The organism is Pantoea sp. ARC270 (assembly GCF_003236725.1).
Classification (GTDB): Bacteria; Pseudomonadota; Gammaproteobacteria; order Enterobacterales; family Enterobacteriaceae; genus Pantoea; species Pantoea anthophila.
Genome location: NZ_PUGA01000002.1, coordinates 1 through 15,770 on the forward strand (window position 1 = coordinate 1; position 15,770 = coordinate 15,770).

Sequence of the window (15,770 nt, forward strand, 5' to 3'; positions counted from 1 at the left end):
TTTTCTCGTTGGTGTCAGGGGGTTGGTTTGCAAAAATGGCGTTCATCATAGCATTGCCCGGCAGTGAAAAAAGCCCTGCGCCAGGGGAAATTGTCTCTGAAGATGTTTTGCGCGGGGTCACTGGCGGGTCTGTTTGCTGTTCGTTTCAGCTGCGTTATGATGCGCGCCGGAAGCTGGCCGACGCCTGAGCGAATATTTCGTGTCGGCTGACGGGTAAGCGCAGTAAAAGCGACTAAGATTGAATGAGATGGGGCACCGCGCTCGCCATTGAGGAGTAATAGCCATGATCCGCGAACAAATAGAAGAAAAGCTGCGTGTGGCATTTCAGCCAGCTCATCTGGAAGTGCATGACGAAAGTTACCGGCATAATGTGCCTGCCGGTTCCGAAAGTCACTTCAAAGTGGTCATTGTCAGCGACTGCTTTGCAGGCCAGCGCTTTCTGGCGCGTCACCGTCTGATTTATGGCGAACTGGCGGCAGAACTCGCCGGCAGCGTCCATGCCTTAGCCCTGCACACCTACACACTGAAAGAGTGGGAAGGATTGCAGGATACCGTGCTGGCTTCGCCGAACTGTCGTGGGGCCGGAACCCTCGCCTGATCTCCCTTCTCTGAAACGGCCTGCGGGCCGTTTTTTCGTTTATTTAGCGAAAAACGCGATCCCTGGCTCAAAAAAGCAGCAAAGCTGCTGAAAAGTGGTGAGTTACCATCCTCGACTCATTCCAGCGATGCCGCTATAATGCTGCGTCTATTTTTCCGGAATGTCTTCGGGACGCTTCTGGTAACAGGGATCAGGTTCTCTTCACGGAAGCCGTCCCGGTTGTTGGATACGGCGCATTTCACGATGTGTGGTGTCTGAAGTTGACCGAGCACGTGATTTTTTGAGGTAACAAGATGCAAGTTTCTGTAGAAACCACTCAGGGCCTGGGCCGTCGCATTACGATTACTGTCGCTGCTGACAGCATCGAAAGCGCAGTAAAAAAAGAACTGGTTGACGTTGCCAGGAAAGTTCGCATCGATGGTTTCCGTAAAGGCAAAGTGCCGATGAACATCGTCGCACAGCGTTACGGCGCTTCTGTCCGCCAGGACGTGCTGGGCGAGCTGATGACGCGCAACTTCGTTGACGCCATCATCAAAGAAAAAATCAACCCGGCTGGCGCACCTAACTACGTGCCAGGCGAGTACAAAGAAGGTCAGGATTTCACCTACGCGGTTGAGTTCGAAGTGTATCCGGAAGTTGAGCTGAAAGGCCTGGAAAACATCGAAGTCGAAAAACCTCTGGTTGAAGTTACCGATGCTGACGTTGACACCATGCTGGATACCCTGCGCAAGCAGCAGGCTAACTGGATTGAAAGCGACGCAGCAGCCGGTGCAGAAGATCGCGCGACCCTCGACTTCAACGGTTCCGTTGACGGCGAAGAGTTTGAAGGCGGCAAAGCCTCTGATTTCGTTCTGGCCATGGGCCAGGGCCGCATGATCCCAGGCTTTGAAGAAGGCATCGTGGGTCACAAAGCGGGCGAGACGTTCACCATTGACGTGAAATTCCCGGACGACTACCACGCAGAAACCCTGAAAGGGAAAGACGCGAAGTTCGAGATCGTGCTGAAGAAAGTTGAAACGCGCGAGCTGCCAGAACTGACTGAAGAGTTCATCAAACGTTTCGGCGTTGAAGATGGTTCTGTTGCCGGTCTGCGCACTGAAGTCCGTAAGAACATGGATCGCGAGCTGAAAGGCGCTATCCGTAACCGCATCAAATCTCAGGCGATCGACGGTCTGGTTGCGGCTAACGAAATCGACGTTCCTGCTGCGCTGGTTGATAGCGAAATCGACGTTCTGCGTCGTCAGGCTGCACAGCGTTTTGGTGGCAATGAGCAGCAGGCGCTGGAACTGCCTCGTGAACTGTTCGAAGAGCAGGCGAAACGCCGTGTTGTTGTCGGCCTGCTGCTGGGCGAAGTGATTCGTACCCATGAGCTGAAAGCGGATGAAGCACGCGTTAACACCATGATCGAAGAGATGGCTTCTGCGTATGAAGATCCGCAGGAAGTGATCGAGTTCTACAGCAAGAATAACGAGCTGATGAACAACATGCGCAACGTTGCGCTGGAAGAGCAGGCGGTTGAAGCGGTCCTGGCGAAAGCGAAAGTGACCGAGAAAGAGACCAACTTCCAGGATCTGATGAACCAGACCGCTCAGGCCTGATCAGACCTTTAACGGTATGTGCTAAGCCCGCGACTGAAAAGTCGCGGGCTTTTTTGTTTTGACGCGCAGCACGCGATTCTTCCCCTCTATTTGCTTAATTAACCAGCAAATTATTCACGCATCGCTTTTTCCGGGTTAGCGAACAGGGAAAAGATTGTTATGCTTGAAACAGGCGTGCACTATCCCCAGATATAGGGAGTATGCAGGAAGAAGAGTGAGGCTGGCTGATTAACCGTCCTGAAGGTGTCGGAAAGAGACGTGGCGTGGAGTTTCCCGCGCGTCTTTCGTAGAATCGGTACAGAATGTTGCCAATGAAATTTATCCAGGAGACGGTAATGTCATACAGTGGCGATCGTGAATATACTGCACCGCACAATGCGCTGGTGCCAATGGTTGTTGAACAGACTTCGCGTGGTGAGCGTTCTTACGACATTTACTCCCGTCTGCTGAAAGAGCGTGTGATCTTCCTGACCGGCCAGGTCGAAGACCATATGGCGAATCTGATCGTCGCGCAGATGCTGTTTCTGGAAGCGGAAAACCCGGAAAAAGATATCTATCTCTACATTAACTCACCGGGCGGCGTGATCACGGCTGGCATGTCGATTTACGACACCATGAAGTTCATCAAGCCGGACGTCAGCACCATCTGTATGGGCCAGGCCTGTTCCATGGGCGCTTTCCTGCTGACCGCGGGGACCAAAGGTAAACGTTTCTGCCTGCCAAACTCACGCGTCATGATCCACCAGCCGCTGGGCGGCTATCAGGGCCAGGCGTCAGACATCGAAATCCATGCGCGCGAGATCCTGAAGGTGAAACAGCGTATGAATGAGCTGATGGCTGAGCACACCGGTAAATCGCTGGAAGAAATTGAGCGCGACACCGAGCGTGACCGTTTCCTCTCTGCCAGTGAAGCGGTAGAGTATGGCTTAGTCGATTCAATTCTGACGCATCGCCAATAAGACCCGACTTACCCTTGTCCCTGGTCTATAGTTAACAGGACAACGGTACTATTACGGGTTGAATGAATTTCGGCCGTCACTGCACGGCCTGCGCCGTACGCAGGTACGGCCTGAGAACAAGAAGAGGTTAACTGATGACAGATAAGCGCAAAGACGGTTCAGGAAAGTTGCTGTACTGCTCTTTTTGCGGCAAAAGCCAGCATGAAGTGCGAAAGCTGATTGCCGGGCCGTCAGTGTATATCTGCGATGAGTGTGTTGACCTGTGCAACGACATCATTCGCGAAGAGATCAAAGAAGTTGCCCCGCATCGTGAACGCAGTGCGTTGCCAACCCCACATGAAATTCGCCATCACCTTGATGATTATGTCATCGGTCAGGAGAGAGCGAAGAAAGTGCTGGCGGTTGCGGTTTACAACCACTACAAACGTCTGCGCAATGGCGATACCAGCAACGGTATTGAGCTGGGCAAAAGTAACATTCTGCTGATTGGTCCGACCGGTAGTGGTAAAACGCTGCTGGCTGAGACGCTGGCGCGCCTGCTGGATGTACCGTTCACCATGGCTGACGCAACCACGCTGACTGAAGCGGGTTACGTGGGTGAAGATGTCGAAAACATCATCCAGAAGCTGCTGCAGAAGTGTGACTATGACGTGCAGAAAGCGCAGCGCGGCATCGTCTACATCGATGAAATCGATAAAATTTCACGTAAGTCTGACAACCCGTCGATTACCCGTGACGTGTCAGGCGAAGGTGTTCAGCAGGCGCTGCTGAAGCTGATTGAAGGTACTGTAGCCGCGGTTCCACCGCAGGGCGGACGTAAGCATCCTCAGCAGGAATTTTTGCAGGTTGATACCTCTAAAATTCTCTTTATCTGTGGCGGCGCATTCGCCGGTCTGGACAAAGTGATCTCGCAGCGTGTTGAAACCGGATCCGGTATCGGCTTCGGCGCAACCGTGAAAGGGAAATCGCAGAAAGCCAGCGAAGGCGAACTGCTTTCACAGTGTGAACCTGAAGATTTAATCAAATTTGGTCTGATCCCTGAGTTCATCGGTCGTCTGCCTGTTGTGGCGACCCTGAGCGAGCTGAGTGAAGAAGCCCTGATTCAGATTCTGCGTGAGCCGAAGAATGCCCTGACCAAACAGTACCAGGCGCTGTTCAACCTGGAAGGCGTTGAGCTGGAGTTCCGTGACGAGGCGTTAACCGCTATCGCGAAAAAAGCGATGTCACGTAAAACCGGTGCACGTGGTCTGCGTTCGATCGTTGAAGGCGCGTTACTGGAAACGATGTATGACCTGCCTTCTATGGATGACGTCGAAAAAGTAGTGATTGATGAGTCAGTTATTGACGGTCAGTCTGAACCGATGCTGATTTACGGTAAGCACGAAGCGCAGGCATCTGGCGAATAATTAAACAGATCGTCCACATTGTTATCTTAAAAAAGGGGAAAATGTTTCCCCTTTTGCTTTTCTCGCCTCTGTGACGTTGAATGTCAGACAATCATCCCCATATACTCAGATACCTGTGGGTTTAACTGCATACCTGCCTGATGCGGTTCCCATCACCTGGCGGACATTAAACAAAGAGAGAGCTCTATGAATCCTGAGCGTTCTGAACGCATTGAAATCCCCGTGTTGCCGCTGCGCGACGTGGTGGTTTATCCGCACATGGTAATTCCGTTGTTTGTTGGCCGGGAAAAATCAATTCGGTGCCTTGAAGCCGCAATGGATCATGATAAAAAAATCATGCTGGTCGCACAGAAAGAGGCTTCAACGGATGAACCTGGCATTAACGATCTCTTTTCAGTAGGGACCGTGGCATCAGTATTGCAAATGCTGAAACTGCCGGATGGCACCGTCAAAGTTCTGGTCGAAGGTTTACAGCGCGCCCATATCACGACGCTGGCCGATAACGGTGACCATTTTGTGGCACAAGCTGAATACCTGGTTTCGCCGGAAATTGAAGAGCGCGAGCAGGAAGTGCTGGTGCGCACGGCGATCAACCAGTTTGAAGGCTACATCAAACTGAATAAAAAGATCCCACCTGAGGTGCTGACCTCACTGAACAATATTGACGATGCGGCGCGCCTTGCCGACACCGTTGCTGCACATATGCCACTGAAACTGGCAGACAAACAGTCTGTGCTGGAGATGTCCGACGTTAACGAACGTCTGGAATATCTGATGGCGATGATGGAATCTGAAATCGATCTGCTGCAGGTTGAGAAGCGTATTCGCAACCGTGTTAAGAAGCAGATGGAGAAGAGCCAGCGCGAGTACTATCTGAATGAGCAGATGAAGGCTATTCAGAAAGAGCTGGGCGAGATGGATGACGCGCCGGACGAATATGAAGCGTTAAAACGCAAAATCGACGCGGCAAAAATGCCGGAAGAGGCGCGCGAGAAAGCCGAAGCTGAGCTGCAGAAGCTGAAAATGATGTCTCCGATGTCGGCGGAAGCGACCGTGGTGCGTGGCTACATCGACTGGATGGTACAGGTTCCGTGGAACGCGCGCAGCAAAGTGAAGAAAGATCTGCGTAAAGCGCAGGAGACACTGGATACTGATCACTACGGCCTGGAGCGCGTGAAGGATCGTATTCTCGAGTATCTTGCGGTTCAGAGTCGCGTCAGCAAAATCAAAGGGCCGATTCTCTGCCTGGTCGGACCGCCAGGGGTAGGTAAAACGTCCCTCGGTCAGTCGATCGCCAAAGCGACCGGACGTAAATATGTGCGTATGGCACTGGGTGGCGTGCGTGACGAAGCGGAAATCCGTGGTCACCGTCGGACTTACATCGGCTCAATGCCGGGTAAACTCATTCAGAAAATGGCAAAAGTCGGGGTGAAAAACCCGCTGTTCCTGCTGGATGAAATCGACAAGATGTCCTCGGACATGCGTGGCGATCCGGCGTCGGCGCTGCTGGAAGTCCTCGATCCGGAACAGAACATTGCGTTCAACGATCACTACCTGGAAGTCGACTATGACCTTTCCGATGTGATGTTCGTGGCCACGTCAAACTCCATGAACATTCCGGCTCCGCTGCTTGACCGTATGGAAGTGATTCGTCTGTCGGGTTACACCGAAGATGAAAAACTGAACATCGCTAAGCAGCATCTGCTGCCGAAGCAGATTGAGCGTAACGCCCTGAAGGCCAGTGAGATCACGGTTGAAGACAGCGCCATCATCGGCATCATTCGCTACTACACCCGCGAAGCCGGGGTGCGTAGCCTTGAGCGTGAGCTGTCGAAATTGTGCCGTAAAGCGGTGAAGTCACTGCTGATGGACAAGACGAAAAAGCACATCACCATCGATGGCGAGAACCTCAAGGATTTCCTGGGCGTTCAGCGCTTCGACTATGGCCGTGCTGACAGCGAAAACCGTGTCGGTCAGGTGACCGGACTGGCGTGGACCGAAGTGGGCGGCGATCTGCTGACCATCGAAACCGCCTGTGTGCCGGGTAAAGGCAAGCTGACTTATACGGGGTCGCTGGGTGAAGTGATGCAGGAGTCGATTCAGGCTGCGCTGACCGTGGTGCGTGCCCGTGCCGAGAAGCTGGGCATCAATGGTGACTTCTACGAAAAACGTGATATTCACGTTCACGTTCCGGAAGGCGCGACGCCAAAAGATGGCCCAAGTGCCGGTATCGCCATGTGCACCGCGCTGGTCTCCTGTCTGACCGGTAACCCGGTGCGCGCCGATGTGGCAATGACCGGTGAGATCACCCTGCGTGGTCAGGTGCTGCCGATTGGCGGCCTGAAAGAGAAACTGCTGGCCGCACACCGTGGTGGCATCAAAACCGTACTGATCCCGGACGACAACAAGCGTGATCTGGAAGATATTCCTCAGAACGTGATTGCCGATCTGGCGATTCATCCGGTGAAACGCATTGAAGAGGTGCTGAATCTGGCACTGGAAAATGCGCCATACGGTATGCAGGTCGCAACAGCAAAATAGTGATTAGCGGCATAAACCGTTAAAAAGCGAAGCTGGCAAGGCAATTGACGCTTGCCAGCTTTTTTTTGTGCCGCTAATTTAGGTGGCTGCCGGCATGACGTTCTCAGAGAAATTCCGTTGTTTCGGCTCCACAGGCTTGATATAACTTGCTGCGCGTTCGTACCCGGCGGGAAGCCGGGGTACGATGTGAAATAATAAAAGAGGGGATGAAGAGAGTGAATAAGTCACAATTGATCGACAAAATTGCTGCTGATGCTGACATTTCTAAAGCGGCAGCGGGACGTGTTTTAGATGCATTTATGGGCTCTGTTTCTGATGCGCTGAAAGACGGTGATGAAGTGGCTCTGGTCGGTTTCGGTACTTTTTCTGTACGTGACCGTGCTGCGCGTACTGGCCGCAACCCGCAAACCGGTAAAGAGATCACGATCCCGGCCGGTAAAGTGCCAGGTTTCCGTGCCGGTAAAGCCTTGAAAGACGCAGTCAATTAAGAATAACGAACAGATTCATTGACGCATTTTCTTCAGTGGATGAGAGGACGATGAACGCGTTCTCATGTAACATACGGGCACATCAATGAGATGTGCCTTTTTTGTTTTAATCGGTGAAAATCGGGCCGTTAGATGGACCTGGACCGGATTGAGACTGCCAGCTAAGCCAGCAGTTGCGTGAGTCGCCAGCCAGAGGCGAAGGGCGACCGGGCTTTACATTCACACTACAGCGGAGTGTTGCCATACCATGATGGACAATTTACGCGCGGCGTCGAACCATGTCGTGCTCAAGATTATTTTGGGGCTGATTATCCTCTCCTTTGTGCTGACGGGCGTTGGCAACTATCTGATTGGCGGCAATAACGACTATGCGGCCAAAGTAAACGGTCAGGAGATTAGCCGCGCGCAGCTGGAGCAGGCGTTCAACAGCGAACGCAGTCGTCAGCAGCAGATGCTGGGTGACCAGTTCTCTCAGCTGGCCAGCAACGACGGTTACATGCAGCAGATGCGTCAGCAGGCGCTGTCTCAGTTAATCGACCGGGCGCTGCTTGACAGCTATATCAAAGATCTCCACCTCAGCATCAGTGACGATCAGGTCAAACAGGCTATCTTCAACCAGCAGGCTTTTCAGACCAACGGTAAATTCGATAATGCGAAATACCTCAATCTGATCGGCAGCATGGGGTTCAGTGCTGACCAGTATGCTGAAGCGCTGCGTAAACAGCTCTCCAATCAACAGCTGATCAATGCCGTTGCCAATACCGACTTCACGCTGAAAGGCGAAGCGAGCCGGCTGGTGGACCTGGTGTCACAGCAGCGTGATATCCGTCAGGCGACGCTGGATGTGAACGCGCTGGCGGCGAAACAGACCGTCACCGATGACGAAATCAGCCAGTATTATCAGCAGCATAAAAGCAGCTTTATGGCACCAGAGCAGTTCCGCGTCAGCTACATCCTGATGGATGCCGCCAGCATGCAGCAGGATGCCAGCGAGGCGGATATTCAGGCCTGGTACGATCAGCATAAAGCGGACTACACGCAGCCACAGCGTACCCGCTACAGCGTTATCCAGACCAAAACGGAAGCGGATGCTAATGCCGTTCTGGCTCAGCTGAAAGCGGGCGCCTCTTTCGCGGACGTGGCAAAAGCCAAATCCATTGACCCTATCTCCGCGCGTAAGGGCGGCGACATGGGCTGGCTGGAACCGTCTACCACACCGGATGAGCTGAAAAATGCGGGCCTGACAGAGAAAGGCCAGATGTCGGGCGTGATCAAATCGTCAGTGGGCTTCCTGGTCGTGCGTCTTGACGATATCCAGGCAGAGCAGGTTAAGCCGCTGGCTGACGTTCACAGCGCGATTGCCGCGAAAGTGAAGCAGGAGAAGGGCGTTGATGCCTTCTACAAACTGCAGCAGAAAGTCAGCGAAGCGGCGAGCAACGATAATGAGTCACTGGCGGGTGCCGAGCAGGCTTCCGGTCTGAAGGCGCAGGAGACCGGCTGGTTCAGTCAGGATTCACTGCCAGACGCGCTTAACTTTGATCCGGTGAAGCAGGCTATCTTTAACGGTGGCCTGGTGGGACAGAACGGTGCGCCGGGTAATAACTCCGATATCATCAGCGTGGATGGCGACCGCGCCTTTGTGCTGCGTATCAGCGATCACAAACCGGAAGCGGTAAAACCGCTGGATCAGGTTAAGGCGCAGATCACCGACACGCTGAAGCATGATAAAGCGACGCAGCAGGCGAAAGCCCAGGCGGACAAACTGCTGGATGCGCTTAAAGCCGGTAAGCAGGATGCGCTGACCGCAGCAGGCCTGACGCTGAGCGCCAGTAAAACGGTCGATCGCAACGTACAGGATCCGGTGGCACAGGCTGCCTTTAATCTGCCTCAGCCTGCGGATAACAAACCATCATGGGGCGTGAGTGAAGATATGCAGGGCAACGTAGTGCTGGTGGCCGTGGATAAGGTGAAAACCGGCACCATGCCACAGGCGCAGATTGATGAAATGGTCAAAGGTGTCACGCAGAACAATGCCCAACTGGCCTTTGAAGCGTTACTGCAAAATCTGCGCAAAGAGGCAAAAATCAAGTACGGCGCAGCCGCACAAATGCAGTAAGCCTCGCAGAAACCGCGAAATCACTGTAATAACCCAAGGCCGCATTCGCGGCCTTTTCCATTTCTGAAATCCCGCTTTTGTGCCTTGTGTACTGTCGTGACACTCTGTCGCTGCTGTTTACACACAAGGAGAAACACAGCATGGCTAAACATGAAGTCGTTGCCCTCTATCTCTCACTCGCGCTGGGCGGCGCGTTCTGCCACAGCAGCGTCGCTGCGGCCCCCGATCCTGCCAGCACGTCCATCAGCCAGAACGCATTGCCTGCCCCGGAAAAAGCGATCAGCGACGTTGCTCAGCCGGGTCAGGTCAGCATCAACAATGCGACGGCCGAACAGCTCTCTGCCGTGATGAACGGCGTGGGGCTGAAAAAGGCCCAGGCCATTGTCAGCTATCGCGAACAGTACGGACCGTTCAGCGCGATCCAGCAACTCAGCGAAGTGCCGGGGATCGGGAATGCGCTGATAGAACGTAATGCAGGCCGGCTGAAATTGTGAGGCAACACGCATCTGTGATGCATAACCCGCGCTGAACCGGCGGCTCTGCTACAGTGAACAGGTCCAACCAGTTCACCCAAAGCAGGAGAGCATGACCATGCAGACCACCATAAAAGTGCGCGGCTACCATCTGGATGTCTATCAGCACGTTAACAATGCGCGTTATCTTGAATTTCTTGAGGAGGCGCGCTGGCAATGGCTGGAAGAGGCTGAAGCATTCCACTGGCTGCAGGAGCAGAAACTGGCGTTTGTGGTGGTCAATATTAACATCAACTACCGTCGCCCGGCCGTACTGGGCGACGTACTCACCATCGACAGTGAGATTACGCAGTTAAATGGCAGGAGTGGCGTCATCGCACAGCGGGTGCTGCTGGCAGGCCAGGAGACAGTGGTTGCCGATGCTGCGCTGACCTTTGTCTGCATCGATTTGCGCACCCAGAAGGCGGTCACCCTGGAAGGGGCGTTGCGGGAGCGACTGATGCGCCTGATGGCATGAGAGAAAAAAGGCGGCAAACCCGATCGCTGCCGCCATCACTGTCGGCCTCAGTTAAGGCCGCTCTTTGCTTTCATTGCGGCCATCACGCCCGCACGATCGTTGAGATAACCCTTTAAGCCGTTGGCCCGTAAATGACAGGCTGCACACTCACCGCAGCCGTCACCTTTCACGCCGTTATAGCAGGTCAGCGTCTCTTCGCGAATCAGCGGCAGTTGCTGCCAGTAGTCCGCCAGCGCCCAGGTTTCCGCCTTATTGAGCCACATCAGCGGCGTCTCGAAGCGGAGAGTGCGCGCCATGCCAAGCGTGACCGCCTGGTTCATGGCTTTAACAAACTCATCGCGGCAATCGGGATAGCCGGAAAAATCGGTTTCGCAGACGCCCGTGATCACCGCTTCGGCCTCTACCTGATAGGCATAAACCGAGGCCAGCGTCAGAAAGAGAATATTGCGACCCGGCACAAAGGTACTCGGTAATCCGGTGGCGTCAGGATTGTAGGCGGGTACCGGAATGCTATCGCGCGTCAGGCTGCTGACGGCGAGTTCGTTCAGCATGGTGACATCCAGCACTTTGTGCGCGCGCGCACCCAGCCTGATAGCCAGATCCCGGGCCACCTCAATCTCTTCCCGATGGCGTTGTCCGTAATCGAAGGTGACGCAGTGCACCTCATCATAAAGTGCTAAAGCCTGAACCAGGCAGGTTGTGGAATCTTGTCCACCGCTGAAAACAACAACAGCGCGTTTCATGGCATTTCCCTGATAAGTAATTTTGCGCTTATGGTAATGCCTCATTCCGCCGCTGAACAGCTGCACGGCGGATCAATCGGCGGCGGAATCCATGCGCGGCTGAAATCGAACCAGCCCAGCGTATTGAGTTCAATCCCTTCGACGCCGGGCGGCGCGTAGATTTGGTAGCGATAGTTGAACAGCGGCAGCAGGATGCCGTCCGCCATCAGCTGATGATAAAGCTGATGCAGCGCGCGGGAGCGGGCCTCACCGTCAGCAATCTGCTGGATAGCCAGCAGCTGTCTCTGTACCGCTTTGCCCTGCGGGGTCGCTGACAGAGGCCGCCACAGCGGGTCCAGTGCCAGCCAGGTCGCCAGTGTAAACACCGGGGCATCGCCAATCAGTCGATCGCCCATCACCAGGTCGGCCTCATCAAGCTGATGAATGGTTTGCCAGCTTTTGACCGGATGAAAAAACACCTGGAGATGACAGCCGTGCTGCCTGAGTAATTCACATAACGCCTGCGCCATCTGATGCAGCTCAACCGGCAGCTGATAGTGGAGTGTCAGCGTGGCGGGCAGGGGGCCTGGCATCGCCTCGATCGGCGGCACCGGCCAGCCAGGCAACAGTTCGTTGCTGGGCGTAATTAAGCCTTCATCAAGAGGCAGCCGGCTGACGATGCCGCTTTGCTGGATCAGATGGAAAACGCTGTGCGCCTGTTCGGCAGTAAATCCGTCACGCGGGCGGCAGAGCAGATAGCAGAAACCGAGACTGATGCTGTTGCTGACCGGTTGCAGCGTCTTAAGCTCGGCGGCATCGCCGATGGCGATCTGCACCGGATGACGACAGCTGCTGCCCAGGCGGGGGTCGAACAGTTGTGGCGTAATCCAGTACTCCACCGCCTGCAACAGCGGACGCTGCAGATGCCACTGCGCATGACTCTCCATCCTGACCAGTTCAGGGCTGAAGTGACGCAGTTTCCACGGACCGCTGCCGATGGCGGGATGATCGGGATGGGGCAGCAGGCACAGCAGATGCGCCAGCCGGTGCGGTAGCCAGAAATCAGGTTGCCGCAGCACAAAACGCAGGGCCAGCGGATGCGGCGCTTCCACGCTCTCCACGTCGGCCAGCAGCAGTGCGACGCGCGGTTCCTGCAACAGCTGACGAAACTGCGACACCAGTTGCTCCGCCTGAACCGGCTCGTCGTTGTGCCACCTCAGCTGAGGCCGTAACCAGAATAGCCAGTGACATCCCGTTTCATCGTGCTGCCAGTGATGAGCCAGATCGCCGACCGGTGCATCCTGCTCAAAGCGGGTCAGGCCGGAGTAGATCTGGCGCACCAGATGCTGTTCAGCCCGACCGGTAATCTGATGCGGCGCTGTGCTCTCCATCGGGCGATAGTAGGGGATGCGCAGCACCGGCGTATCGTTCTGCCACTGTCCCCCCATCATCGGGCGCAGCAGAGTCATCAGCCGCTCCGGCGGCAGATCCAGCAGCTGCAAGGCGTCTGCCGCCGCGCCGGTATCGAGCTGCCGTTGCAGCAGCTGCTGGCGTAACGCTTCAGGCGTGCGCAGAAAAGTGACCAGGCCCTGTTTACCCCGGCCCGCTTCACCCCGCCAGCTGAGCCAGCCCGCCTGCTGCCAGTGTGACAGCAGCGTGCGCAGATGACGCTCGCTGCAGATGCAGTGACGGGCCATCTCCGCCACGCAGGTCTGCTGAGGCGCCCCCTGACTCTGCTGCCACAGGCGCTGAAACTGATGAATACGGTGAAGTTCGCGCATCGTAAACCCGGAACAATTTTTTAAAAGTATTCACTATTAGTTCCGTAATTAACAGGCAATAGTGGGACTCAACTTTTCAGCAGGAGGAGAGTCATGATGCGTTTAGCCGCGTTCGATATGGATGGCACATTGCTGTTGCCGGATCACCAGCTGGGACAGCAGACACTGGAGAGTCTTCAGGCGTTACATTCACGGGGTCTTCATCTCGCGCTGGCGACGGGCCGCCATCTGCTGGAGATGCAGATTCTGCGGGAAAAAATGATTCTGCCCGCCTGGCTTATCACGGGGAATGGCACCCGCATACATGACCGGCAGGGTACGCGGCTGTTTGGATGCGATCTGCCTTCTGCCGTCGCCGAAGAGGTGATCCATCGTCACTGGGAGACGACTGCCACGATGCACATCTTTAACGACCAGGGCTGGTTTACCGACCGGCCGCAGCCTGAACTGCTGGTGGCGCATCAGATGAGCGGATTTGGCTATCAGCTGTGCGACCTTAAAACGTTGCCCGCGCATCAGGTAACAAAAATCTGCTTCATCGATCGGCATCAGCACCTGTGTCAGCTTAAAACGCAGCTGGATGCCGTGCTGGGCGATCAGGTCAACATCTGTTTCTCTGCGGAGGATTGTCTTGAAGTGTTGCCCGCAAACTGCAACAAGGGCAGCGCGCTGGCGCTGCTGTGTGACCACCTCTCCCTGACCATGGCGGAGTGTATGGCGTTCGGGGATGCGATGAACGATCGCGAGATGCTGGCTCAGGCCGGGCAGGGTTTCATCATGGGCAATGCGATGGCGCAGTTAAAGAGGGCGCTTCCGCATCTGCCGGTGTTAGGGCATTGCGGGACACAGGCGGTGTCCCATTATTTAAATCACTGGCTGGCGACACCCCACCTCGCGTATTCCCCCGAATGCTGAGGATTGCCGTGAACCGGACAGGAAGTCCGGTTTTTTACGCCAGCTCGCGCTGCCACGGCGTGATGTCACCGATATGTTTTGCCACCCATTCCGGCTGATAGTAGCTGTCGGGATAGCGTTCGCCACTGTCACATAACAGCGTGACCAGCGCGCCTGACTGATTTGCCGCCCGTAAGCGTTTCGCCACCTGCATCATGCCCCAGAAGTTGGTGCCGGTAGAGGCACCCGGCTTGCGTCCCAGAATCTTTTCCAGTTTCAGCATCGCGGCCAGCGTTGCGCCGTCCGGCACTTTGATCATTTCGTCGATCACATCGGGCATAAATGATGGCTCGACCCGCGGACGGCCAATCCCCTCGATCAGGCTGCCACGGGTGCTGGTCAGGGTGGCATCACGCTGCTGCCAGTAATCGAAAAACACCGAGTGCTGGGGATCGACCACCAGCAGTTTCGTTTCGAGTCCCTGATAGCGGATATAGCGCCCCAGTGTGGCGGAGGTGCCGCCGGTGCCCGCACTCATAATCACCGTATGAGGGATCGGATAGGGTTCATGCTGCATCTGACGAAAAATGCTCTCCGCGATGTTGTTATTGCCGCGCCAGTCGGTTGCACGCTCAGCATAGGTAAACTGATCCATAAAGTGGCCGTTCAGTTCACGCGCCAGCCGCTCAGATTCCGCGTAGAGCTGGCAGGGATCCTCGACAAAATGACACCGCCCGCCATAAAAGGCGATCTGCTCAATTTTCCGTTTTGCTGTACTGGCTGGCATCACCGCAATAAAGGGCAGTCCCAGCAGCCGTGCGAAGTAGGCCTCAGAAACAGCCGTGCTGCCTGACGAGGCTTCAATAATCGGCGTATCCTGTTTAATCCAGCCGTTAGAGAGGCCATAAAGAAACAGGGAGCGCGCCAGGCGATGCTTCAGGCTGCCGCTGGGATGGGTACTCTCATCTTTCAGGTAGAACCAGATGCCGGGAAAATCCGCCAGATCGAAACGGATCAGATGCGTCTCGGCCGATCGCTGAAAATCGGCGTTAATTTCGTTGATAGCGTGGCGAATCCAGCAGGTCTGCATCTCAGTCATCCGGTTATAAACAGTCCGGCTATTTTATGGCACGTGCAGGAAAAAGAGATTGCAAAATTACCGCTAAAATCGCGTTAATGGAGAAAATGATTCTCCCGGAGACGCGAATGTTAGACAAAACTGACCTTAAGCTGCTTGCGCTGCTGCAGCAGGACTGCACGCTGTCGCTGCAGGCGCTGGCAGATGCCGTCAACCTCACGACCACGCCCTGCTGGAAGCGACTGAAAAAACTGGAAGATGATGGCATTATTCGCGCGCGGGTGGCGTTACTGGACGGTGACAAAATCGGCCTGTCACTGACGGCGTTTATGTTTGTTAAAACCCGGCAGCACAGCCGTGACTGGTATCAGGCCTTTGTCTCGGTGGTCAATAGCATGCCGGAGGTGATGGCCTTTTACCGCATGGCAGGCGAGTATGACTACCTACTGCGCATTCAGGTGGCCGACATGAAAAGCTATGATGCTTTCTATAAGCGATTAGTCAACGGCGTGCCCGGCCTGATCGATGTGACCTCCAGCTTCGCCATGGAAGAGATTAAATACACCACGGCTTTACCCGTTGCCCCTCTGGGGGCCTGA

At 55.0% G+C, this 15,770-nt stretch carries 15 protein-coding genes; 12 read left to right on the forward strand and 3 right to left on the reverse strand.

The genetic code is table 11. The features are described from left to right. The 10 genes from CKF42_RS21300 to CKF42_RS01530 all read left to right on the forward strand — a co-directional run. Positions 1–188, forward strand: a 188-nt coding sequence (locus CKF42_RS21300; protein WP_233501016.1) for a hypothetical protein, incomplete at its 5' end; no start/stop codon positions are given. A gap of 95 nt (positions 189–283) precedes the next feature. Continuing rightward, entirely contained in the window at positions 284–598 is a 315-nt protein-coding gene (gene bolA / locus CKF42_RS01490; RefSeq protein ID WP_008924895.1) for a transcriptional regulator BolA, read from the forward strand. 293 nt (positions 599–891) lie between these two features. Further along, the gene (tig, locus tag CKF42_RS01495; RefSeq protein WP_009091709.1) at positions 892–2,196 is read left to right on the forward strand and encodes a trigger factor; all 1,305 of its coding nucleotides are present in this window, start codon (positions 892–894) and stop codon (positions 2,194–2,196) included. Between the two features lie 335 nt (positions 2,197–2,531). Beyond that, on the forward strand, positions 2,532–3,155 hold the full coding sequence (gene clpP / locus CKF42_RS01500) for an ATP-dependent Clp endopeptidase proteolytic subunit ClpP (protein WP_009091707.1): 624 nt from the start codon (positions 2,532–2,534) through the stop codon (positions 3,153–3,155). A 134-nt stretch (positions 3,156–3,289) separates the two neighbouring features. Continuing rightward, the gene (gene clpX / locus CKF42_RS01505) at positions 3,290–4,561 is read left to right on the forward strand and encodes an ATP-dependent protease ATP-binding subunit ClpX (protein WP_009091705.1); all 1,272 of its coding nucleotides are present in this window, start codon (positions 3,290–3,292) and stop codon (positions 4,559–4,561) included. Positions 4,562–4,747: 186 nt separating this feature from the next. Next, positions 4,748–7,102: an endopeptidase La gene (lon, locus tag CKF42_RS01510; protein ID WP_046101355.1), complete on the forward strand. Its 2,355-nt coding sequence runs from the start codon at positions 4,748–4,750 to the stop codon at positions 7,100–7,102. Between the two features lie 215 nt (positions 7,103–7,317). Continuing rightward, positions 7,318–7,590, forward strand: coding sequence for a nucleoid-associated protein HU-beta (gene hupB / locus CKF42_RS01515; protein ID WP_009091701.1), 273 nt, complete (start codon positions 7,318–7,320; stop codon positions 7,588–7,590). A 247-nt stretch (positions 7,591–7,837) separates the two neighbouring features. Continuing rightward, the gene (ppiD, locus tag CKF42_RS01520) at positions 7,838–9,706 is read left to right on the forward strand and encodes a peptidylprolyl isomerase (RefSeq protein WP_111207324.1); all 1,869 of its coding nucleotides are present in this window, start codon (positions 7,838–7,840) and stop codon (positions 9,704–9,706) included. 140 nt (positions 9,707–9,846) lie between these two features. Then, positions 9,847–10,200: a helix-hairpin-helix domain-containing protein gene (locus CKF42_RS01525; RefSeq protein ID WP_111207325.1), complete on the forward strand. Its 354-nt coding sequence runs from the start codon at positions 9,847–9,849 to the stop codon at positions 10,198–10,200. Between the two features lie 97 nt (positions 10,201–10,297). Then, on the forward strand, positions 10,298–10,696 hold the full coding sequence (locus CKF42_RS01530; RefSeq protein WP_009091695.1) for a thioesterase family protein: 399 nt from the start codon (positions 10,298–10,300) through the stop codon (positions 10,694–10,696). A gap of 47 nt (positions 10,697–10,743) precedes the next feature. Here CKF42_RS01530 and queC read toward each other — a convergent pair whose 3' ends face one another. Both queC and CKF42_RS01540 read right to left on the reverse strand, forming a co-directional pair. Further along, positions 10,744–11,439 (reverse strand): 7-cyano-7-deazaguanine synthase QueC, encoded by a 696-nt coding sequence (queC, locus tag CKF42_RS01535; RefSeq protein ID WP_111207327.1) that lies wholly within the window; start codon positions 11,437–11,439, stop codon positions 10,744–10,746. A gap of 41 nt (positions 11,440–11,480) precedes the next feature. Continuing rightward, on the reverse strand, positions 11,481–13,199 hold the full coding sequence (locus CKF42_RS01540) for an SgrR family transcriptional regulator (protein WP_111207328.1): 1,719 nt from the start codon (positions 13,197–13,199) through the stop codon (positions 11,481–11,483). Between the two features lie 93 nt (positions 13,200–13,292). Here CKF42_RS01540 and cof point away from each other — a divergent pair, with 93 nt between their 5' ends. Further along, positions 13,293–14,114 carry an HMP-PP phosphatase gene (cof, locus tag CKF42_RS01545; RefSeq protein ID WP_058956364.1) on the forward strand — a complete coding sequence of 274 codons (822 nt, stop codon included), beginning with the start codon at positions 13,293–13,295 and terminating at the stop codon, positions 14,112–14,114. Between the two features lie 34 nt (positions 14,115–14,148). Here cof and CKF42_RS01550 read toward each other — a convergent pair whose 3' ends face one another. Further along, a complete protein-coding gene (locus CKF42_RS01550; RefSeq protein WP_009091687.1) occupies positions 14,149–15,183 on the reverse strand; it encodes a PLP-dependent cysteine synthase family protein in 1,035 nt (344 codons plus the stop codon). A gap of 116 nt (positions 15,184–15,299) precedes the next feature. On the opposite strand from CKF42_RS01550, the gene CKF42_RS01555 reads away from it, so the two are divergent. After that, complete coding sequence (locus CKF42_RS01555) at positions 15,300–15,770, forward strand: Lrp/AsnC family transcriptional regulator (RefSeq protein ID WP_111207329.1); 471 nt, start codon at positions 15,300–15,302, stop codon at positions 15,768–15,770.